The following is a 20799-nucleotide window of genomic DNA, read 5'->3' as shown; positions in this document are numbered from 1 at the left end:
CGGCGGGGCGCGCGCGGACGGCCGGACGGCCGGGTCAGACGATGCCCTCGGCGATCTCGGCCTGCTCCCGGGCGTTGCCGTACGCCGACGGGGTCCCGTACGAGCGCCGGGCGGCGTACCACCACGCGCTGGCCAGGACCAGGACCACGGCCAGGGCGATCACCGCGTAGTTCATCGAGTCGATGGTCACCGGCGACTTCTGCGGCAGGCAGAACAGCACGGTGACGACGGCCACCCACACGACGGCGATCCAGCCGATCGGCTTGCTCCAGCGCCCCAGGCTCCACGGGCCCGGCTGGAACCGGTTCCCGGCGCGCAGCCGCAGGTAGATCGGGATCGCGTAGGCCGGGGTGATGCCGATGACGTTGATGGCGGTCACGGCCCCGTAGGCGGTGGCGGAGTAGAGCGACGGGAGCGCCAGCACGGCCGCGACGGCGACGGAGAGCCACACGGCCGGGACCGGCGTCTGCGTACGGCTGCTCACCTTGCGCCACAGGGCGGAGCCGGGGAGAGCGTTGTCGCGGCTGAAGGCGAAGACCATCCGGCTGGCGGCGGCGACCTCGGCGTTGCCGCAGAAGAGCTGCGCGACGATGACGACGAGGAGCAGGGCCGTGGCGCCGCCGGAGCCCAGCGCGTCGATGAAGATCTGCGCCGGCGGGACACCGGTGGCGGTGCCCTGGACGGCCGCGTAGTCCTGGATGGCGAAGGTCAGGCCCGCGAGCAGCGCGAAGCCGGCGATCCAGGAGACCCAGATGGCCCGGACGATGCCCTTGGCGGCGGAGACGGAGGCGTTGGAGGTCTCCTCCGAGAGGTGCGCGGAGGCGTCGTACCCGGAGAAGGTGTACTGCGCGAGCAGCAGGCCGACCGCCGCCACGTAGAACGGGTTGGCCCAGCCGGTGTCGTTGACGAACTCGGTGAAGACGAACGAGGGCGACTGGTGCGTGTCGGGTATGAAGGCCAGGGCGCCCACGATCAGGGCGACGCCGCCCAGGTGCCACCACACGCTGACCGAGTTCAGCACGCTGACGAGGCGGACGCCGAAGAGGTTGAGTGTGGCGTGCAGCAGCAGGATGCACAGGAAGATCACGAACGTCAGGCCCGGGGTGGGCACGACGCCGTACTGGAGGTTGAGGAAGGCGCCGGTGAACAGGGCGGCGCCGTAGTCGATGCCGGCGATGGCACCGAGCAGGCCGAGCAGGTTCAGCCAGCCGGTGTACCAGCCCCAGCGGCGCCCGCCGAGCCGGTCGGCCATGTAGTAGAGCGCTCCCGAGGTGGGGTAGGCGCTGGTCACCTCGGCCAGGGCGAGTCCCACGCACAGCACGAACAGGCCGACGCCGGCCCAGCCCCACAGCATCACGGCCGGACCGCCGGTGCCCAGGCCGAAGCCGTAGAGGGTCATGCAGCCGGACAGGACCGAGATGACCGAGAAGCTGATGGCGAAGTTGCCGAAGCCGCCCATCCGGCGGGCGAGGACGGGCTGGTAGCCGAGCTCCCTGAGCCGTTCCTCCTCGTCCCGCCGGGGCGGGGCCTTGCTGTCCTGGCGGACGGTCGGCGCGGTGCGGGACATGGGGGAGTACCTCCGGGGGTCGTGAGGGGCGGGGGGTGGGGCAAGGGGCGAGCGGGAACCGGTGGGGCGCGCGGCAAGGGTCCGCGCGGTCAGCTCCGGGCCGTCAGGCTGCGGGCGCGGGCCCGCAGGAAGACCTCCATGGCCAGTTCCTGGTCGGCGGGGTCGCGGGTGCGGTAGGCCCACGGCAGGGTGGTCCAGTACCGGTCGATCGCGTCGAAGACCTGCGTCGCCGCGCCGAAAAGGTGGGCTCCCCACAGTGCGTGCGCGAGGTGGTTCAGGTCGAGCTGGGAGGCGCGGCGCAGGTCGCTGTAGCGGAACCAGGTGTCCAGGGCGTGCCCGGCGTCGCGGACGGCGTCCTCGGCGACCCAGTGGAGGTCGAGCGCCTTCTCCTGGCCGCGTTCGCGGCGGTAGCGCTCGATGCTCAGGTAGAGCGGCAGGAGGTGGACGGCGGACTCGGGCGGGGCCGAACCGGACGCCCAGTGCACGAAGTTGGCGGCCTCGGTCAGCGGCCCGGGCGTGCCCGCGCACACGAACTGGAGCATCCGGTGGTACGCCTCGCGGTTGTGCGGGTCGCGCTTGTCGACCTGGGCGAGGATGCCCCAGGGGCCGCGGGGCAGCATCAGGGCGGGCGGCGCCTGGCGGTGCTCGTCCATCGAACGGTGCTCGTCGAGGAGGGCCAGCGCGAGCAGGCAGACCCAGGGCACGGGGTCGGCGGGGCTGAGCTCGGCGGCGTCGCGGCAGGCGGCCCACGCCTCCTGCCACAGCTCGCGCGTACGGGGGTGGCGCGCGCGGTGGGCGCGGACGGCGCGCTCGACGACGACACGGGTGTGCATGACGGACGCGGCGACGCTGCGCGGTTCCTCGGACCGCCACGCCTGGACCACGTCGGATCCGGCGGCGACCGCGGCGAGCACCTGGGTGCGCTGGGTCCACAGCCCCCAGCCGTCCGTCCGGTCCAGTAAGTGCGCCATCGCCAGCCAGCGTCCGGTGCGCAGGTCCTGCACGGCCACCCGCAGGTCGTTGTCGTGGCCGGCGGGGTGGTAGACGGGCCGGAAGTCGCCGCCCGCCATCACCTCGCCCCGGTCGACGGGTAGTCGGGACGGGCGCGTCTTGCGGTGGTCGTGGTCATCGGTCCTCGCATCGCATGGCCTTCGCGCCTGGTGATCGGCGATCACTATAGAGTGACTATGAGCGTTCGAGTCATGAAACTTTTTCGAATGCAACTATCAAGCCACATACAAGATGTGAATTCGCGTCAGGAGGCTGTCGCCCGCGCGGATCGATCTTGACGGGGCGGCGTCCGCTGGTGAAGGCTTCCCGGAGACGATCGCGCATGCCGACACCAGGGACGGAGTGGTGATGACGGGCCCGGTGCTCGCTGTGGACCAGGGCACCTCGGGAACCAAGGCCCTCGTCGTCTGCCCCGTACGAGGAGTCATCGGCTCCGCATCCGCCCCCGTACGGCCCCGGTACCTGCCGGGCGGCCGTGTGGAGGTGGACCCCCGCGAGCTGCTGGATTCCGTCGTCGACGCGGGGCGCGCCGCCCTGGCCGCGGCCGGCGCACCGGTCGCCGCGGTGGGCCTGGCCAACCAGGGCGAGACCGTCCTCGCCTGGGACCCGGCGACCGGTGAGCCGCTGACCGCAGCGATCGTCTGGCAGGACCGCCGAGCCGAACAGCTCTGCGCCGAACTGGCCCCGCACGCCGAGGCGTTGCAGGACCGGACGGGACTGCCCCTCGATCCGTATTTCGCCGCGCCCAAGATGGCCTGGATACGTCGCCACCTCACCCGGCAGGGCGTCGTGACGACCAGCGACGCCTGGCTGGTCCACCGGCTCACCGGCGCCTTCGTCACCGACGCGGCGACCGCCGGCCGCACCCAGCTCCTCGACCTCGACACCGTCGACTGGTCGCCGGCGGCGCTCGACGCCTTCGGCCTCACCGGCGAACCCCTGCCCGAGGTCGTCGACGCGGACACCCGCGTCGGCACCACCACCGCCTTCGGGCCCCCGCTGCCGCTGACCGGGCTGCTCGTCGACCAGCAGGCCGCGCTCCTCGCCCAACGCGTCACCGCACCCGGTACCGCCAAGTGCACCTACGGAACAGGGGCGTTCCTCCTCGCCCAGAGCGGGCCGCGCCCGCGCCGCAGCACCACCGGACTCGTCGGCTGCGTCGCCTGGCGGCTCGCCGGACAGACCAGCTACTGCCTGGACGGCCAGGTCTACACGGCCGCGTCCGCCGTCCGCTGGCTCACCGACCTCGGCGTCATCTCCGGTGCCCAGGACCTCGACACCGTGGGCGGGACCGCACCCGACGCCGGCGGCGTCACCTTCGTCCCCGCGCTCGCCGGCCTCGCCGCCCCGTGGTGGCGGGGCGACCTGCGCGGCTCGGTCACCGGACTCGGCCTCGACACCACCGCCGGGCACCTCGTGCACGCGCTGTGCGACGGCATAGCCGCACAGGTCGCCGAGCTCGCCGACGCCGTCGCCGCCGATCTCGGCGAGCCGCTGGCCACCCTGCGGGTCGACGGCGGACTCACCCGCTCCGCCCTCCTCATGCAGGCGCAGGCGGACCTGCTGCAGATCCCCGTCGAGGTGTCCGCGCTCCCGGACGCCACCGCCCTCGGCGTCGGCGCCGTCGCCCGGCTCGGCCTCGACCCCTCCCTCGCCGTGCACGAGGCCGTACCGGAGTGGAAACCGTCCGCCGTCTACGAACCGAGGGCCGGCGCCGGGCATGCCGCCGAGCGGCGCGCACGGTTCCGGACGGCGGTGTCCGCCCTGCTCGACGGCCCCGCATGACCCTGACCCGGCGCGGCCCGCTCCCGGGCGGCGCCCCCTACGACGTGACCGTCGTCGGCGCCGGCCTCGTCGGCTCGGCCATCGCCCGCGAACTGGCCCGCCTCCCCCTGCGGACCGCCCTGATCGACGCGTCCGACGATGTCGGAAACGGCACCTCCAAGGCCAGTACCGCCATCCTGCACACCGGTTTCGACGCCGTGCCCGGCTCCCTGGAGGCCCGGCTCGTCCGCGACGGGCAGCGGCTGCTCGCCGCGTACGCCGCCGACAGCGGCATCCCCGTGGAACCGGTCGGAGCCCTGCTCGTGGCCTGGAACGAGGAGCAGCTCGCGGCCCTGCCGGGCCTCGCCGACAAAGCCGTGCGCAACGGCTACCACGCGGCCCGCATCCTCCCGGCGGGCGAGGTCCGGGCCCGCGAACCGGAGCTCGGCCCCGGCGTGCTGGGCGCCCTCCACGTACCGGACGAGTCCCTGATCTGCCCCTGGACGACCACCCTCGCCTACGCCACCCAGGCCGTGCGCGCCGGCGTCGACCTCCACCTCAACTGCCCCGTGCGCGGAATCGCTTCGGGCGACCCGCACACCCTGGACACCGACCGGGGCCCGCTGCGCACCCGGTACCTGGTCAACGCGGCCGGCCTGTATGCCGACGAGATCGACCGGCTCCTCGGCCACGCGGACTTCACCGTCACGCCCCGCCGCGGCCAGCTGATCGTCTTCGACGAGCTCGCCCGCGGCCTCGTACGGCACATCCTGCTGCCGGTGCCCGACGCCCGCGGCAAGGGAGTGCTCGTCACGCCGACCGTGTACGGGAACGTGATGCTCGGGCCGACCGCCGAGGACCTGGACGACAAGACGGCCACCGGCTCGACCGCCGAAGGGCTCGCGCTGCTGCGGGAGAAGGGCCGGCGGATCCTGCCGGCGCTCCTCGACGAGGAGGTCACCGCCGTGTACGCCGGGCTGCGCGCGGCCACCGGTCAGGAGGACTACGCGATCCGCGCCCATCCCGCCCAGCGGTACGTGACCGCGGGCGGGATCCGCTCCACGGGCCTGACCGCCTCGCTGGCGATCGCCGCCCATGTGGTGGAACTGCTCGCCGAAGGCGGCCTGCCCGTGACCGGCGCCCGCGAACCGGAACCCGTGCGGATGCCGAACCTCGGCGAGGCCTTCCCCCGCCCGTACCGCGACGCGGCGATGATCGCGGCGGACCCGGAGTACGGACGGATCGTCTGCCACTGCGAGCGCGTCACCCGCGGGGAGATCCGCGACGCGCTCGCCGCGACCGTACCGCCCGTCTCGCCGGACGGCCTGCGGCGGCGCACCCGGGCCCGCGGCGGCCGCTGCCAGGGCTTCCACTGCGGGGCCGCCGTCCGCGCCCTGTTCGAGGAGGCCCGACCGTGAACGGCACGGACGGCGGCGATCGGACCGAGGTGCGGGTCGACGTCCTGGTGGTCGGCGCCGGCCCCGCCGGACTGGCGCTGGCCGCCCGCCTCGCCCGAGCGGGAGCCGGCCGGGTCGAGGTGCTGGAACGCGAGCAGGACCCGGGAGGGATGCCGCGCCACCTCCGACACGGCGGCTTCGGCCGGCCGCCGCTGCTCTGGCTGCGGGGCCCCGAGTACGCGCGGCGCTCGGTACGGGAGGCGCTCGCCGCCGGGGCCGCGCTCCGTACCGAAGTCACCGCCACCGGCTGGGCCGGCCCGCTCTGCCTGGAGACCACCGGCCCGGCGGGCCTGGAACGGATCACGGCCCGGGCCGTCGTACTCGCCACCGGCGCCCGGGAACGCCCGCGCAGCGCCCGGCTGGTTCCCGGCTCACGCCCGCAGGGGGTGCTGACCACCGGGGAGCTGTTCCAGGCGGTCCACACGTACGGACTGCCCGTCGGCCGCCGGGCCGTGGTGGTGGGCGCCGAGCCCGTGGCCCGCCACGCGGCGGCCACGCTCCGGCAGGCGGGCACGGACGTGGTGGCGATGGTCACCGAGCAGGCGCGCGCCACCGCCGTACCGGGGATCCCGCTGCTCACGGCGACGACCGTCGGCGAACTGCGCGGCCGGGGCCGGCCGACCGGCGTGGTGATCCACCACAGGGACGGCCGCACGGGCCTCCTCGCCTGCGACACGGTGGTCTTCACCGGCGACTGGATCCCCGACCACGAACTGGCCCGCCGCGGCGGAATCCCCCTGGACCCCGGCACCCGGGGCCCCGGCGTGGACTCCTCCTTCCGCACGGCGGTGCCCGGCGTCTTCGCGGTCGGCAACGCCCTCCACGGCATCGAACGCGCGGCCACCGCGGCCGCGGAGGGCGCCGCCGCGGCCGCCCCCGTGCTCGCCCACCTCGCGGGCGCCCCCTGGCCGGAGCCCGGCCCGCCCCTGCAGGTCCGCGCCCCGCTCGTATGGGTGACGCCCCACCGGATCACGGGCATCGCCCGGCGGCCGCTGCTGCTGCGCTCCGCGGAAGCAGTGACCGCCCCCGTGGTGACGGTGACCCAGGACGGCCGCCCGCTGTGGCGGCGACGGTTCCCCCTCTCAGCCTCCCCGTCCCGCTCCCTGCACCTCCCGCCCCACTGGACCGCCCGCGTGGACCCCGCGGGCGGCCCGGTCGTGGTGACCCTGGCCTGACCGGCCTCCGTTGCCGTGGCCTGTGCAAAGCATTGGCGAACCCGGCTTCGAAGCTCAACGGTCTCTGGAGTCCATGGCAATTGACTTGCCCTGATATTCGGTCACCCATAGGGTCTTCGCAGTAGCGATTCACTTGAGGGGGACCTGTGGTATCACGCCTACGTCTTGTAGGGGCATCGGCCGCCGCGCTGACCGTCGTCATCGGCCTGGCCGGCCCGGCATCCGCATCCGACGAGTACCGCTGTACCGCCTACCAGCACATCGAACTCCCGACCAGCGGGTTCAACACCGACATCACCAGTCGCGTGTGTGTCTGGCGGAACTTCAGCGGCAAGGTCCGGGCTTCCGCGAGCTTCAGCTGGCAGGAAGGGGGCAGCGGCAAGTTCAACAAGCTGCTGCTCAGCACGCGGCTGGAGAAGAACGACGTCATGAAGGCCAGCGCCGTCTGCAACTACAAGAGCGCCGTCAACTCCAATGAGGCAGGAGGCGGTTACGTCTGCTGGACGCCGTGGACCTCCGTACCGGCGGGCGGCATCACGGGCGACGCCGGGCTCGTCTACGACCTCGCCGACGACGGCAAGGGCGACTTCCTCTGGAACCTCGGCGGCAGCCCGTCCCTCTGAGGCCGCGTGCCGGTCGGCAGGGGACGCCATGCCGCCGGCCGCCGACCGGTCACGACCGGTCGGCGGCCGGCGCGGCATCGCGGTGCCGTCCGTTCCGGGGGTCAGCCCTTGAAGACGTCCTTCATCTTCTCCTTGGCCTGCCGGGCATTGCCCTTGGTCTTCTCGGCGCGGCCCTCGGCGGTCAGGCGCTCGTTGCCCACCGCGCGGCCTGCGGTCTCCTTGAGCTTGCCCTTGGCCTGCTCGGCCTTGGCCCGGCTCTTCTCCTTGTCGGACACGACTGATCACTCCCTGGAGATCGGGGTACGGATGCGTCGTACACCCCGCTTCTGACCACGATCCCCGGCGTCAAACGCGACCCCGCCGATCCCCCCCCGGGGGCCGACGTGACCACCTGGACGCGCGGTGGGACGATGGGGAGCCGGAAGCGGGCCCGAGAGAGGCCGAGAGGGTGAGTGCCACCGTGGCGGAGCTGGACGCGTTCACCGACGTGCTCGACCACCCGATGTACGTGGTGACGGCGGCGGCCGGGGACCGGCGCGCCGGGTGCCTGGTGGGCTTCGCCTCCCAGTGCTCCATCGATCCGCCCCGGTTCGTGGTGTGGCTCTCCAAGGCCAATCACACGTACACGGTCGCCCGGACGGCCTCCCACCTCGCGGTGCACGCCCTGCGGGACGACCAGAAGGGCACGGCCGCGCTCTTCGGCGGCCGGACCGGCGACGACACCGACAAGTTCGAGCACCTCGCCTGGCGGTGCTCGCCCCACGCCCCCGCGCCGATCCTGGAGGACGCCGCCGCCTGGTTCCTCGGCCGGATCGAAGGGCACACCGACGGCGGAGACCACGTCGGATTCCTGCTCGCGCCCGTCGAGACGAGCAGCCCCGGCCCCCGGCGGCCGCCGCTGCTGCTCCTGAGCGACGTCCTGGACCTCACACCCGGCCATCCGGCCTGACGGCCCCGCCTCTGTTTGCGGCCCACACCGACCGCGCAGAGACTGGATCCGCGTGTGATCAGCCAACCATCGAACGGACGACGGGAGAAGGCATGTCTGGATACGGGAACGGATTCGCCTGCGCAGCCGGTGCCGAGGACTTCACCGCCACGGCCCACCGGGCGGGCAAGGGCGGGCGCACGGTCACGGTGAAGGGCACGTGCCAGTGCCGCACCCCCGGCTTCGACCTCGAACTGGTACTCGCGTCCCCACCGTTCGTCCCGGTGCCCGAGGAACTCCACCTGGAGCTGACCGAGGTCCCGCCGAAGGGGGTCGTCGCCCAGGTGATCACGCCCACCGATGTGGAAGGCGAGTTCGAGATCGGCGACGAGGTGGAACGGGTCCTCATCCGCAACCGGAACATCACCGTACTCGTCAAGGAAGGCTGACCCCGGACCACCGCTCGCAGGGGAGTCCTGCCGGGTGACTCGGCCCCGCCCGACCGCTGACATCCGGTCAGGCGGGGCCGTCACCTTGACGCCCCGGGTTCCGAATTCACCCGCACGGGTGAAAATGGGGGCCGGCCACGGACGTGTGGGGGGCGGCATGCCGGTGTTGCTCGTACGGGAGAACAGCCGCGTGCGCGGCTGGCCGGCCTACGTGGGGGCGGTCGGCCTGGGCGCGGCGGCCCTGGCCCTGGCCTCGCTGTGGACCAGCGGGGCATGGGCCACCGGAATCGGCGCCGCCGTCACCACCTTCTCCGGCCTGGTCGCCGAGCGGCTCCAGCCGCGGCGCGGCACGGCGGCGGGCGGGGACGACGCCCCCGCAACCGGAGCGGACGCGCTGCTGCGCACCGCGACGGGCCGGATCCCGACACTGCGGCAGGTGGACCGCCCCGAGCCCGCCGGCGCCCACCACGCGGACGGACATCCCGCCGACGGGAGCCGGACCCCGGCCGCGCCCCCCGCGTACATCCGCCGCGACGTGGAGCCGCAGCTCCGCGAGGCCCTGGGGCGGGCCGGATTCGTCCTGCTGGTGGGGGAGTCCACCGCCGGCAAGTCCCGGCTGGCGCACGAGATGGCCCGCACGCTCTTCCCCGGTCACGCCTTCGTCCGCCCCCTGGGCAGGGCCGCCCTCCCGCAGGCGCTGCGCGTGGCCGGTACGCGGCGGCGCGCGGTGCTGTGGCTGGACGACCTGGAGGAGTTCCTCGGCGCGGGCGGGCTCACGACCGCCATGCTGGCCGCCCTGTCGGCGCCGGCGCCGGGGCGCCGGGTGGTGCTGGCGACCATGCGCACCCAGGAGTTCCGGCGCTTCGACGCCCGCGAGGAGGGCCGGCTGACGGGCTCCGACCGCGACGCCTGGCGCACCCAGCGGGACGTGCTCCGGCAGGCTGAGGTGGTCCGGCTGGCCCGGCACTGGTCGCCCGAGGAACGCGGGCGGGCCGCCGCCCACGGACACGACCCGCGGATCAGGGCGGCCCTGCGGGCGGGGGAGCGTTTCGGCATCGCGGAAGTCCTCGCCGCCGGACCCGAGTTGCTCGCGGCCTGGCACAACGCCTGGGCGCCCGGCGCCAATCCGCGCGGCGCGGCCCTGGTCGCCGCCGCCGTGGACTGCCGGCGGGCCGGACTGCGGAGCCCGGTGAGCCGGGACCGGCTGCGCGAACTGCACCGGCCCTACCTGGAGGAGCGCGGCGGCGGCGACCTCCAGCCGGAACCCTTCGACGACGCGATGAACTGGGCCTGCAAGGCCGTGTACGCCACCAGCGGCCTGCTCATCGGCAACTACACCCAGGGGTACACGGCCTTCGACTACCTCCTGGGCGCGCCCGGCCTGACCCCGGTGCCGGAGCACCTGTGGCAGGCCCTCGTGGCGAGGGTCACCCCCGCCGAGGCCTACGACATGGGCCTGCTGGCCCACCAGGAAGGGCGCCCCAGGCGGGCCGCCGAAGCGCTGTCGCGGGCCCGGCTGGGCGGGGCGCCCGGCGCCGACTTCCTGTTCGCCATCACGGTCGGGGACGCGGGGCGCCCGCGCCGGGCCGCAGCCGACCTCGCCGGGATCACCCGGCGGCGCGAGGACCGGCTGGGCCCCGCCCACCCCGACACCCTGGCCGCCCGCCACCAGCTGGCCTTCTTCACCGGTGAGGCCGGTAACCCGCACGCCGCGGCCGGCCGGTTCGCCGCCCTGGCCGCCCACACCGCGTCCGTCCTCGGCGCCGACCACCCGGACACCCTGGCCGCCCGGCACGAACTGGCCTACTTCACCGGCGAGTCGGGCGCCCCTGCCGAGGCGGCCAGGCAGCTGGCCCGGCTGCTCGCCGACCGGCTGCGGGTCCAGGGCCCGGAGGACCCGCAGGTGCTGGCCACCCGGCGCAGCCTGATCTGGTACCGGACCGGCGAACCGGCCCGGACCGAGGAGCAGTTGGCCGAGCTGCTGGCCGACGCCGAACGCTGCCTCGGCCCCGACGACCCGCACACCCTCGCCGTCCGCAGCAGCCTCGCGGCCTTCGCCGCACGTGCCGGCCGGACCGCCGAAGCGGCGGCCGCCTGGGAGTCGCTGGTGGCCGACCGCACCCGGGTCATGGGCCCCGACCACCCGCACACGATCTACGCCCGCCTGGAATGGGCCCGCGCACTGGCCTCCTCGGACCGCCCCGAGGAGGCCCGCGCCCTGCTCACCCGGACCCTCGACGACGCCCGGACCCTGCTGGAGCCGGGCCACCGCCATCTGCGCCTGGCCCGGGAGCTGCTGGCCGCACTCCCGCCGGCGGGGCGGCACCGGGCGTGACCGGCGTACCACCCGCGCCGGGGGAGGAGGGGCCGGTCAGGCGGCGGCCGGCTCCGTCCGTCCGGCGAGGCCGGGATCCGCGAGCCGCCCGCTGCGGTGCAGCCACCGGACCGCGGCGGCGCACAGGGCTCCCAGGGCGGCCAGCGACAGCCACGGCAGCGCCGGCGCCCCCGAGGCCCGGGCCGCGTCGAGGGCCGCCCCGGTGAGCAGGTTGCCCACGGTGATGCCGATCCCGCAGACCGTGTTGTAGAGCCCGTAGTGCGTCGCGACGAGCCGGTCCCCGGAGAGCCGGACGATCGTGTCCATCTCGAACGGATAGGCGATCATCGTGCCGACGGCGAGCAGCAGCGCCGCCAGCGCCGGCGGTCCGGCGGCGAGCAGCCACCGCCCGGGACCCCCGTCCGGCACCGGTACGGCCGCGGCCAGGAGCAGCGGTACGAACGCGCCGCCCATCACCAGCAGCCCCCAGGTCAACGCCCGGCCCGGCACCGTGCGCGCCGTGCACCAGGCGGTCACCCGCGTCTGGAACAGGACGGTGCTCAGCCCCGAGACGGCGAACAGCGCGGCCGTCGCCGCCCCCGGGAAGGCCCCGTCACCGCCGAGGCGCCGGACCTCCAGCGGCAGCGCCAGGTACACCTGGAAGGTCAGCACGTACGAGCCGGTCATCGCCGCCGCGAAAAGCAGGAACGGCCGGTTGGCGAGGATCCCCCGCCACTGGGCCCACGCCGTCTCCCGCGCGCCGTCCGGGTCCGTGCCCGCCCCGTCCACCGCCCGGCGTGCGGGCAGGCTGCGGATCTGTACGAGGCTCAGTACGGCGAAGATCCCGGCCGCCGTCAGGCAGGTGACGCGGAACCCGGCCCCGGTGAGGACCATCCCCACCAGCGGCCCGAGCAGGATGCCGGCCTGGTAGAAGACGTTGAACAGGGCGAACGCCTCCACCCGGCGGTCGCCCGCGTCCGCGGCCAGGTACGCCCGGGTCGCCGGGTTGAACAGGGCCCCCGCCAGCCCGGTGGCCGCTGACGCCGCCAGCAGGGCGGGCACGGAGTCGACGAGTCCGAGGGCGGCGAAGCCGGCGACGCGCAGCACCAGCCCCGCGATGATCAGGGGCTTGTAGCCGAGCCGGTCGGCCAGGGTGCCGCCGACCAGGAACATGCCCTGCTGGCTGAAGTTGCGTACGCCGAGGACCAGGCCGACGAGCCAGCCGGCCAGTCCCAGCGAGCCGGACAGGTGCGCGGCGAGGTACGGCATCAGCATGTAGAAGCCGAGGTTGATGGTGAACTGGTTCACCATCAACAACTGGACGCTGCGGTCGTAGGAGCGGACCTGCGCGAGGGTGCCCTTCACCGGCCGGAGCCCTCCGCCTGTTCCGGGGATCCGGCGGCCCGCTCCTGGAGGGACAGCGGATCGACGACGGCGGCGCACCGGGTCCAGCGGGTGACCTCCTTCTCGTCGACGCGCCCGACGACCTCCGGTTCGGCGGCCGGCGGGTCGTCGAGGAGCCCGTGGGCCGCGCAGTAGTCGTCGTCGTAGACGGTGCCGAGGTACCGCTGGGGTCCGTCGGGGAAGACCGCGGCGATACGGGTGTCCGCCGGCCGGGTCCGGGCCAGCCAGCCGGCGACCAGGGCGACGGCGCCGACGCTCCAGCCGCCCGTGGCGTAGTGCGAGCCGGCCAGCTGCCGGCAGGCCCAGACCGCTTCGGACGGCGCCACCCAGTGCACCTCGCCGAAGTTTCCGTAGGCGACGTTGCGGGGGTAGATGCTCGATCCGAGCCCGCGCATCAGGCGGGGCCGGGCCGGCTGGCCGAAGATCGTCGAGCCGATGGTGTCCACACCGACCAGCTCCAGCTGCGGGTAGAGCTGCCGCAGCACGCGGGAGACGCCCGCTGAGTGCCCGCCGGTGCCGACGCTGCACACCAGGACGTCGATGTGCCGCAGCTCGGTGGCCAGTTCCAGGGCGAGCGGCGTGTACGCGCCGGTGTTGTCGGGGTTGTTGTACTGGTCGGGGCACCAGGATCCGGGGCTGCGGGCCATCAGCTGCCGCACCCGCTCGCGGCGGGCCTCCTGCCACCCGCCGGCGGGGTGGGGTTCGGCCACGACGTTGACCCGGGCTCCGTAGGCGGTCAGCAGTTTCGTCATGGACGGTTCCAGGCCCGGATCGGTGACCAGGGTGACCGGATGCCCGTGGACCATGCCGGCCAGGGCGAGCCCCAGGCCGAGGGTGCCGCTGGTGGACTCGATGATCCGGGCGCCCGGCAGCAGGTCGCCGCGGGCGCGGGCCCGCTCGACCATATGCAGGCCCGGCCGGTCCTTGATGCCACCGGGGTTGAAGCCCTCCAGCTTGGCCCAGAAGCCGTGTCCTTCCGGAGCGAAGGGCTCGGACACGCGCAGGAGCGGGGTGTTGCCGACGAGCCCGGACAGGGCGGCGCCGCGGGCGGGCGGGGTGGTGCGTGTGGACGGTGAGGACATCTTCCTCTGCTCTCGTTCGTAGACGGACGGTTCCGTGCACGTCTCGTCCGGCGCCGTCGCGGGAGGGGCGTTCGCCCGTGCGCGGCGGAGGGGACGGCGGCCTTCGGGAAGGCCGTACGAACGGCTGCTAGATCCGCCAGCAGCAGACGCGTGTCCTGGTTCTGCGTCCCGCGAGCGCTATCTCGGGAGCGGTGGAGGCGCGGCGCCGTACCGGGCGGGGCGACGCGGCGGTGAGCAGCGCGAGGAGCACCACGAAGAGCACCGGGAAGGCGGCCGGGCGCTGCGCCGCGAGTTCCTGCATGCCCCGTGGTGCGAGGTGGAGGACGCAGGGGTCGTCGGGGTGGGGTACCCCCGGGGAGTCCTGGGCGGCGGGCTGGTGGTGATGGGCCGGGGCGGACCGCGCGAGGGCCTGCCGCGGGGGCGGCTGACCGTCATGGACCAGGCAGCCGATGAGGGCCGCGGTGAAGGCGGACAGCGCGAGGAACGCGGACAGCGCGAGCAGCGGCCGCACGAGGACGCCCGCGCGGCGCGCGGCGGCGCAAGGGTGGAACGACACGGCTCCTCCGTGGAGGTGCTTCGGACCGTGGGCGGGGACGGGGGGCCCGGTAGGGGCAGGTGGATGGTGCCGCGGGTCATGCGGAGTGTTCCGCCGATGCCCGGGGGCCCGGTCGGCGCGGCGCCTGAACGCCCGGGAAGGGTGAACCGCATGCGCCGCGTGGCCCACTGGACCGCCGGGTGCGGGCGGGCGGCGCGGGCCCGGGCTCGGCCGACAGGATCCGAAGAGACGCCCTAGATGCGCAGGACTGCGTGCGCGGGCCGGGCCGGGGTGCCGCATGCCTGCGGCGACGTGCCCGGCGTCGGTGACCCGTCCGTCCGCAGGGCGGGCGTGGCCGGACCGGCGACCGTCTGCGGGTGGTTCGTGGGAGCGGTGCCGCGGTCGGAGCGGTCGGGCATGCACTGCTCGGCCGGATGTGTGGAGCCGTCCGTGCCGGCCACGAGTGCCTGCGGGGAGACGGTGACGGCAGCGGCGGAGGAGACGGAGGAGGCGGAGGCGGGAGGGGTGCGGTGCACGCCGCCGCGGTCGCCGATCCCGTGCGCGTCGAGCAGGCCGATGAGGAGCAGGGCCAGCCAGAGGAGCACCGGCGGACTCCGGTGTCCCCGGATCCGCGGCACGCCGGAGGACGACCGAGCCGTGATCATGTCGTGATCCTAGCCACCGGTTCGCGGCCGACGGCAGGCCCGCCCGGGCGAATGGCTCGAAAGGGGTAGGGCCTTGCCGGCCCGCGGGGGCCGTACGATGATCCGGTGACCCGCACCTGCCACCCGACGAACCGACGCCCCTCGGCGCGCGGTGCGGCGCTGCTCGTGCTGGTACTGGCGGTGCTGACCGGGATCCTCGGCATGCACGCCCTGGGTCCGGCCCCGGCCCCGGTGTCCGCTGCCGTGTCCGCGGGCGGCCACCACGCCATGGCCGGGGACCACGCAACTCCCGTCGTCGAACAGTCGGGCGAGGACTGCTCGCACCCCGCCGGCGGTTCGGGCCATGCAGAGCACGCCGACGCCACCTGCGCCGCTGCCGGCGTCGCCTCCGCGTACGCGCCCCCCGCGCTCGCCAAGGCCCTCGTGGGCCTCCCCGGGGTGTCCTCGTGGGACGCCGCCGAACCGGTGGCCGCGGCCGGCGCCCGGGCTCCACCCGATCTGGCCGAACTGCAGCTGCTGCGGATCTAGAGCGGCCGCGCGGCCCGTCCCACCCGGCACCCGCCGGGCGCACGGCCGTGCTCCGGGCCTTCCCTCTCCATCCGTTCTTCCCGCACGCCCCGGACCGGGCTGCGGATCAAGGAGCAGCACCACCATGACCAGTAAGCGTTCCCTCTTCCGCCGCGCCGCCGCCGTCGTCTCGGCGGGCGCTGCCGCCGTCGTGCTCGCCGCCTGCGGTGGCGGCGACAGCACGGGCGGACACGACGGCCACGGCTCCGCGGCCGCCTCGGCGTCCCCGTCGGCCACCGCATCGGCCCAGGCCCGGACCCCGGCCGCCCAGGGGCAGCACAACGCGGCGGACGCCGCCTTCGCCAAGGGGATGATCCCCCACCACCGCCAGGCCGTGGAGATGGCCGATCTGGCCCCCTCCCGCGCCCGCTCCGCGGAGGTGAAGAAGCTCGCCGAGGACATCAGGAAGGCACAGGACCCCGAGATCAAGACCCTGTCCGGATGGCTGGCCTCCTGGGGCGAGCAGGTGCCCGCCGAGGGCGCCATGGACCACTCGGCGCACGGCACGTCCGGGATGATGACCCCGGACCAGATGGACGGGCTGAAGAACGCCTCGGGCGCGGCGTTCGACACCGCCTTCATGGAGCTGATGGTCCTGCACCACGAGGGCGCGGTGGCGATGGCGAGGACGGAGCAGGCACAGGGCGCCTTCCCCGCGGCCAAGGCGATGGCCGGGGCGATCGTCACCTCCCAGTCCGCCGAGATCGCGCAGATGAACAAGCTCCTCGGCAAGGGCTGACCTTCCCCGGCGCCGCGACGGCGCCGCCCGGCACCTGACCGTGCGCACCGCCTCCGGTCTCCGCGCGCGGAGACCGGAGGCGGGCTGTCGCGCGCCGCGCCCGCTCCCCTACAGTGCGTGATGCCCAAACCGGTCCGTGACGACGCACAGCCGCCGAACAGGAGCAGACCAGTGGCCACCCACGCCCGCCCCGGCCCCCTCCCGGTCCCGTCCCCGGCCGGCCGCCCGGTCCCCGAGCTGGACGCCGCCGCCGTACGGGACTGGCAGGCCGGGGGAGGGGAGCTCGTCGACCTGTTCGCCCAGGCCCGCGCGCGGCTCGGCGGCGTCGCCGCGTTCCGGCTCGGCCCGCGCCCCACCGTCCTGGTCACCGCGCCCGAAGCCGTCCAGCACGTCCTCGCGCTGCGCCCCGACCTGTACGTGAAGCGCTCGCACCGGGCCCGGCTGCTGATCGGCGACGGGCTCCTGGCCGCGACCGGCGAAGCCTGGCAAAGCCAACGCAGGCTCCTCCAGTCCCAGTTCACCGGGCGCGGGATGCGCCGCTACGAGCATCGGATCTCCGAGGCCGCGCGGACCACCGCGGCCCGCTGGGCCGCGTACGCCCGCGACGGGCAGGTACTCGACGTCGGCGAGGAGATGCGCCGCTTCGCCCTGGACACCATCTGGCGGTCGCTGACCGGGCATCCCCTGGACCCCGGCACCGAACGTGAACTGGCCGCCGTGCCGGCCGTGGTGGCCGCCCTGCCCGGCCTGCCCGCCGACGGCGTCGCCGCCCAGGGGGTGGTGGCCGCCGAACTCGCCCGGATCGACGCCCTGTCGAGCCGTGCCATCGCAGCCGCCCGCACCGCCGGCGCGGGCCCCCACGGCCCGGGGCTGCTGCACGTCCTGCTGGAGGCGGCGGAAACCTCCCCCCAGTACACCGACCGGCTGATCCGGGACGAGCTCGTCACCCTGCTGGTCGCCGGCCACGAGACCACCGCGACCACCCTGACCTGGCTCCACCTCCTGCTCGACCGCAACCCGACGGCGCGGGAGCGGGCCCTGGCCGCGGGCGCGGAAGGCTCCCCGGAACGGCGCCGGGCGGTGCAGGCCCTGGTCCACGAGACACTGCGCTTCTACCCGTCGGCCTGGATCCTGCCCCGCCACGCGGTGGGCGACGACGTTCTCACCGGATACGCGATCGAGGCCGGCACCGACGTCCTGGTCTGCCCCTACCTCACCCACCGGGACCCCGGGACCTGGGAGGAACCCGGCCGCTTCGACCCGGACCGCTTCCTCACCCCGGGCCGGCGGCCCACCCGCCCCGGCAGCTACGCGCCCTTCGGCCTGGGCCCCCGGGCCTGCCTGGGCCTGCAGTTCGCCCTCCGGGAGTCGACCGTCCTCCTCGAACACCTGCTGCCCGCCCACGTCCCGCACTTCCACTCCGTCCCCGCCAAGGCCGCCTACGGCCTCATCGTCCGCCCCGACGGCCCCACCCCCGCGACCCTCGGCGCCGCCGCGCCCCTCTAGACCCTTCACCCCGTCAGGTCGGCCGGGGCGGCTCTGCGGAGTTCGGCCGGGGTCTGTCCCGACCAGCGGCGGACCGCGCGGCGCAGGACGCGGACGTCGCTGTAGCCGACCCGGCCGGCCACGGCCTGCAGCGGCAGGTCGGTCGTGTGCAGCAGGTCCACGGTGAGCTCGTGCCGTACGAGCTCGGTCTGCTCCCGCCACGTCGTGTCGTGCTCGGCGAGCCGCCGTTGGAGCGTGCGAGGGCTCACCGCCAGACGGCGGGCCACCTCCTCCAGACTGACGGCGCCGTCCCGGAAGGCCGCGCGGAGCACGGCCCGGAAGCGGTCGAGCCAGCCGAGCACCGGCTGGGAAGCCGCCAGGACCAGCTCCGCGTGCTGCACCAGGATCCTGTCCACCCCCGGCTGCGCCCTGGGCAACGGCACCCGTACGTCGTCCTCGGTGAAGGAGATCGAGTTGTACGGTGCACCGAAGTGGATCCGGTCGGTGCCGAACAGCCGGGCCAGCTGCCGGGACCGGCGGGGCGCCCGATGGGTGACCGTGACCCGGGACGGCACGATGGCGCGGCCGGTCGCCGACCTGGCGCGGGTCAGGAACAGCGACAGGGCGAAGAGGTCGACGGCCTCGACCACGTCCGGTCCCCAACTGCCCGTCGCATGGCGGACGGTGAAACGATTGCCGTCCTCCTCGACGATCAGCTTCTCCGCCGCCGGATCACCGAGCACGGCGATCAGGTCCACGGCCTGCGCCAGTGATTCCCGCAGGGTCGGGCCGCTGGTGATCAAGTAGTCCCAGAGCCCGAATGTGCCGATCGGGGCCTCTTCGAGGATCAACGGCCCGATGAGGGTGTGGGGTTCTGCCAGGACCAGGTTCTCCCACACGGCCAGGAGGGACGCGGTCGAGACCCGGGCCCTGTCGTCGCCGAGCACCTCGGCGCCGAGGTCGGGCAGCCGGGAGAGCCCACCGGCGCGGGGGTCGGCCAGGGCGGCGACGAGGGAACGGGTGAGGTGGGCCGAAACGGTGCCGTTGATCGCGGACGGGTGCATGGCAGCAGCGAGGCTATCAAGCGGCCTCGAACAGCTCTTCGGCGGCCGGAAAACGCGTGGACCGCCCCGGCGTCCGTACGGGACACTCCGACTCCTGCCTGCTGGTCCGACAACACAGGGTTTGGGATGGGTTCACCAAAATCGCCCGAAAGCATGCCGAGCAGGGGCTCGGTCCTCCTCGCACTTCGCTACTACGGACGGGAGTTGGCGCGCCTGCGCCGGCTGACCGCTCCGGCCATGCTGCTCCCGGCGCTGGGCAACATCGGCATCTTCTACGTCGCGCCGCTGATCGTCGCCAAGCTCGTCGGCCAGGTCGCCGACGGCGGCGCCGCCGGAATCGACGCGATGCTGCCCTACGTCCTCGGCTTCGCCGGGGTCCTGCTGCTCGCGGAGACGCTGTGGCGGATCGGGCTGCACTGCCTCAACCGGCTCGACGCCCGCGGCATCGAGCACCTCTACGTCATCGGCATGGACGAACTGTTCGCGAAGGACGCGGCGTTCTTCCACGACAACTTCGCCGGCTCGCTGACCAAGCGGGTCCTGAGCTTCGCCTCCCGCTTCGAGGAGTTCGTCGACACGCTCACGTTCTCCGTCATGGGCAGCTTCGTGCCGCTGCTCTTCGCGTCCGTGGTGCTGTGGCAGTACGAACCGATGCTCGTCGTCGGACTCCTCGCGCTGATCACCCTGACGGCCGTCTGCGTCACCCCCCTCATCCGGCGCCGCCAGACCCTCGTGGCCCAGCGCGAGGAAGCCATCGCCAGGGTCTCGGGCCACGTCGCGGACAGCCTGATGAACATGGACACGGTCCGGGCGTTCGCCGCCGAGGACCGGGAGGCCGCCGAGCACCAGTCCCGCGTCGCGCAGTCGCGGCGCCTGACGCTCCGTTCGTGGGACTACGGCAACCTGCGCATCGACACCCTGGTCGCACCCCTGTCCGTACTGACCAACGTGCTGGGCCTGCTGCTCGCCGTCGCCCTCGGCGCGGGGGAGCACGGCGTGGAGGCGATCATCGTCACCTTCACCTACTACGCCAACGCGACCCGCATCATGTTCGAGTTCAACCAGATCTACCGCCGCCTGGAGAGCTCGATGACGGAGGCCGCGCAGTTCACCGAACTGCTGCTGCAGCCGCCCACGGTGCTCGACCCGGAGACCCCGGAGCCGTTGCGGTCCGAGAGCGCCGACGTCCGGTTCGAGCGGGTGAACTTCTCCCACGGCGGTGCGAAGCCGCTCTTCGAGGGCCTGGACCTGGACGTCCCCAGCGGGTCGAAGATCGGTCTCGTCGGCCGCTCCGGCGGCGGCAAGACCACGCTCACCCGGCTGCTGCTGCGGATGACGGACGTGGACGGCGGCCGGATCATGATCGGGGGCCAGGACATCAGCCGGCTGCGGCAGGCGGACCTGCGCAGCCGGCTCGCCTACGTTCCGCAGGACCCGGCGATGTTCCACCGCACGCTGCGGGAGAACATCGCGTTCGCCCGGCCGGGTGCCACCGAGGCCGAGATCCGCCGTGCGGCCGAGGCGGCGCACGTCGCGGAGTTCGCCGACGCGCTGCCGGACGGTTTCGACACCATGGTCGGCGAACGCGGCGTCAAACTGTCCGGCGGACAGCGCCAGCGGGTCGCCCTCGCCCGGGCGATCCTGCGCGACGCGCCGATCCTGCTGCTCGACGAGGCGACCAGTGCCCTGGACTCGGAGAGCGAGATCCTCGTCCAGGAGGCGCTGTGGCGGCTCATGGAGGGCCGCACGGCCCTCGTGGTCGCGCACCGGCTGAGCACGGTGGCCACCATGGACCAGCTCGTCGTCCTCGACCGCGGCCGGATCGTGGAGCAGGGCTCGCACCGGGAGCTCCTGGCCTCCGAAGGGGCCTACGCGAAGCTGTGGAAGCACCAGTCGGGCGGATTCCTGCACGACACCCAACGGAACCGAGGCCGTGTCCTGCGGAGCAGGATGGTCGAAAGTGAATAGTT

General features: G+C 74.1%; 19 protein-coding genes. 11 read left to right on the top strand and 8 right to left on the bottom strand.

The window, feature by feature from the left end:
• Positions 1 to 34: 34 nt before the first annotated feature.
• Together E6U81_RS21195 and E6U81_RS21190 are read right to left on the bottom strand one after the other, a co-directional pair.
• The gene (locus tag E6U81_RS21195) at positions 35 to 1567 is read right to left on the bottom strand and encodes an amino acid permease (protein ID WP_136231668.1); all 1533 of its coding nucleotides are present in this window, start codon (positions 1565 to 1567) and stop codon (positions 35 to 37) included.
• Between the two features lie 89 nt (positions 1568 to 1656).
• Entirely contained in the window at positions 1657 to 2637 is a 981-nt protein-coding gene (locus E6U81_RS21190; protein WP_136231667.1) for a hypothetical protein, read from the bottom strand.
• 289 nt (positions 2638 to 2926) lie between these two features.
• On the opposite strand from E6U81_RS21190, the gene E6U81_RS21185 reads away from it, so the two are divergent.
• The 4 genes from E6U81_RS21185 (at position 2927) to E6U81_RS21170 (ending at position 7597) form a co-directional block, all read left to right on the top strand.
• The gene (locus tag E6U81_RS21185) at positions 2927 to 4363 is read left to right on the top strand and encodes an FGGY family carbohydrate kinase (protein WP_136231666.1); all 1437 of its coding nucleotides are present in this window, start codon (positions 2927 to 2929) and stop codon (positions 4361 to 4363) included.
• On the top strand, positions 4360 to 5760 hold the full coding sequence (locus tag E6U81_RS21180; RefSeq protein WP_136231665.1) for an FAD-dependent oxidoreductase: 1401 nt from the start codon (positions 4360 to 4362) through the stop codon (positions 5758 to 5760). The genes E6U81_RS21185 and E6U81_RS21180 overlap by 4 nt, the downstream gene beginning before the upstream one ends.
• Positions 5757 to 6974 carry an FAD-dependent oxidoreductase gene (locus E6U81_RS21175; protein WP_206309985.1) on the top strand — a complete coding sequence of 406 codons (1218 nt, stop codon included), beginning with the start codon at positions 5757 to 5759 and terminating at the stop codon, positions 6972 to 6974. The genes E6U81_RS21180 and E6U81_RS21175 overlap by 4 nt, the downstream gene beginning before the upstream one ends.
• Before the next feature lie 146 nt (positions 6975 to 7120).
• The gene (locus E6U81_RS21170; protein ID WP_136231664.1) at positions 7121 to 7597 is read left to right on the top strand and encodes a hypothetical protein; all 477 of its coding nucleotides are present in this window, start codon (positions 7121 to 7123) and stop codon (positions 7595 to 7597) included.
• Between the two features lie 101 nt (positions 7598 to 7698).
• Here the strand turns inward: E6U81_RS21170 and E6U81_RS21165 are convergent, their stop codons facing one another.
• Positions 7699 to 7872, bottom strand: coding sequence for a CsbD family protein (locus E6U81_RS21165; RefSeq protein ID WP_078959083.1), 174 nt, complete (start codon positions 7870 to 7872; stop codon positions 7699 to 7701).
• 185 nt (positions 7873 to 8057) lie between these two features.
• On the opposite strand from E6U81_RS21165, the gene E6U81_RS21160 reads away from it, so the two are divergent.
• The 3 genes from E6U81_RS21160 to E6U81_RS21150 all read left to right on the top strand — a co-directional run bounded on the left by E6U81_RS21160 (position 8058) and on the right by E6U81_RS21150 (position 11309).
• Positions 8058 to 8546, top strand: a complete 489-nt coding sequence (locus tag E6U81_RS21160; RefSeq protein ID WP_206309988.1) for a flavin reductase family protein — start codon at positions 8058 to 8060, stop codon at positions 8544 to 8546.
• A 92-nt stretch (positions 8547 to 8638) separates the two neighbouring features.
• Positions 8639 to 8974 (top strand): hypothetical protein, encoded by a 336-nt coding sequence (locus E6U81_RS21155; protein WP_136231663.1) that lies wholly within the window; start codon positions 8639 to 8641, stop codon positions 8972 to 8974.
• A gap of 157 nt (positions 8975 to 9131) precedes the next feature.
• The gene (locus E6U81_RS21150) at positions 9132 to 11309 is read left to right on the top strand and encodes a tetratricopeptide repeat protein (protein ID WP_136231662.1); all 2178 of its coding nucleotides are present in this window, start codon (positions 9132 to 9134) and stop codon (positions 11307 to 11309) included.
• A gap of 36 nt (positions 11310 to 11345) precedes the next feature.
• Here E6U81_RS21150 and E6U81_RS21145 read toward each other — a convergent pair whose 3' ends face one another.
• The 4 genes from E6U81_RS21145 to E6U81_RS21130 all read right to left on the bottom strand — a co-directional run bounded on the left by E6U81_RS21145 (position 11346) and on the right by E6U81_RS21130 (position 14974).
• Positions 11346 to 12653, bottom strand: coding sequence for an MFS transporter (locus tag E6U81_RS21145; RefSeq protein WP_136231661.1), 1308 nt, complete (start codon positions 12651 to 12653; stop codon positions 11346 to 11348).
• Positions 12650 to 13774 (bottom strand): PLP-dependent cysteine synthase family protein, encoded by a 1125-nt coding sequence (locus E6U81_RS21140; RefSeq protein ID WP_136231660.1) that lies wholly within the window; start codon positions 13772 to 13774, stop codon positions 12650 to 12652. Before E6U81_RS21140 ends, E6U81_RS21145 begins: the two co-directional genes overlap by 4 nt.
• Positions 13775 to 13901: 127 nt before the next feature.
• Complete coding sequence (locus E6U81_RS21135) at positions 13902 to 14330, bottom strand: hypothetical protein (protein ID WP_136231659.1); 429 nt, start codon at positions 14328 to 14330, stop codon at positions 13902 to 13904.
• Positions 14331 to 14563: 233 nt separating this feature from the next.
• Positions 14564 to 14974: a hypothetical protein gene (locus E6U81_RS21130; RefSeq protein ID WP_136231658.1), complete on the bottom strand. Its 411-nt coding sequence runs from the start codon at positions 14972 to 14974 to the stop codon at positions 14564 to 14566.
• Between the two features lie 105 nt (positions 14975 to 15079).
• Here E6U81_RS21130 and E6U81_RS21125 point away from each other — a divergent pair, with 105 nt between their 5' ends.
• From E6U81_RS21125 to E6U81_RS21115, 3 genes are all read left to right on the top strand, one after another.
• Entirely contained in the window at positions 15080 to 15502 is a 423-nt protein-coding gene (locus E6U81_RS21125; protein WP_136231657.1) for a DUF6153 family protein, read from the top strand.
• Positions 15503 to 15626: 124 nt separating this feature from the next.
• The gene (locus tag E6U81_RS21120; RefSeq protein ID WP_136231656.1) at positions 15627 to 16280 is read left to right on the top strand and encodes a DUF305 domain-containing protein; all 654 of its coding nucleotides are present in this window, start codon (positions 15627 to 15629) and stop codon (positions 16278 to 16280) included.
• Between the two features lie 171 nt (positions 16281 to 16451).
• Positions 16452 to 17786 (top strand): cytochrome P450, encoded by a 1335-nt coding sequence (locus E6U81_RS21115; protein ID WP_240803938.1) that lies wholly within the window; start codon positions 16452 to 16454, stop codon positions 17784 to 17786.
• Positions 17787 to 17791: 5 nt separating this feature from the next.
• On the opposite strand, the gene E6U81_RS21110 is transcribed toward E6U81_RS21115, so the two are convergent.
• On the bottom strand, positions 17792 to 18829 hold the full coding sequence (locus E6U81_RS21110; RefSeq protein WP_136231654.1) for an AraC family transcriptional regulator: 1038 nt from the start codon (positions 18827 to 18829) through the stop codon (positions 17792 to 17794).
• Positions 18830 to 18955: 126 nt separating this feature from the next.
• Between E6U81_RS21110 and E6U81_RS21105 the strand changes: the two genes are divergently transcribed.
• A complete protein-coding gene (locus E6U81_RS21105; RefSeq protein WP_136231653.1) occupies positions 18956 to 20797 on the top strand; it encodes an ABC transporter ATP-binding protein in 1842 nt (613 codons plus the stop codon).
• Positions 20798 to 20799 lie beyond the last annotated feature (2 nt).

The organism is Streptomyces sp. A0592 (genome assembly GCF_004795115.1).
Taxonomy (GTDB): domain Bacteria; phylum Actinomycetota; class Actinomycetes; order Streptomycetales; family Streptomycetaceae; genus Streptomyces; species Streptomyces erythrochromogenes.
Note: the sequence above shows the minus strand (reverse complement) of the source record. Positions and strands in the feature narration are given on the sequence as shown.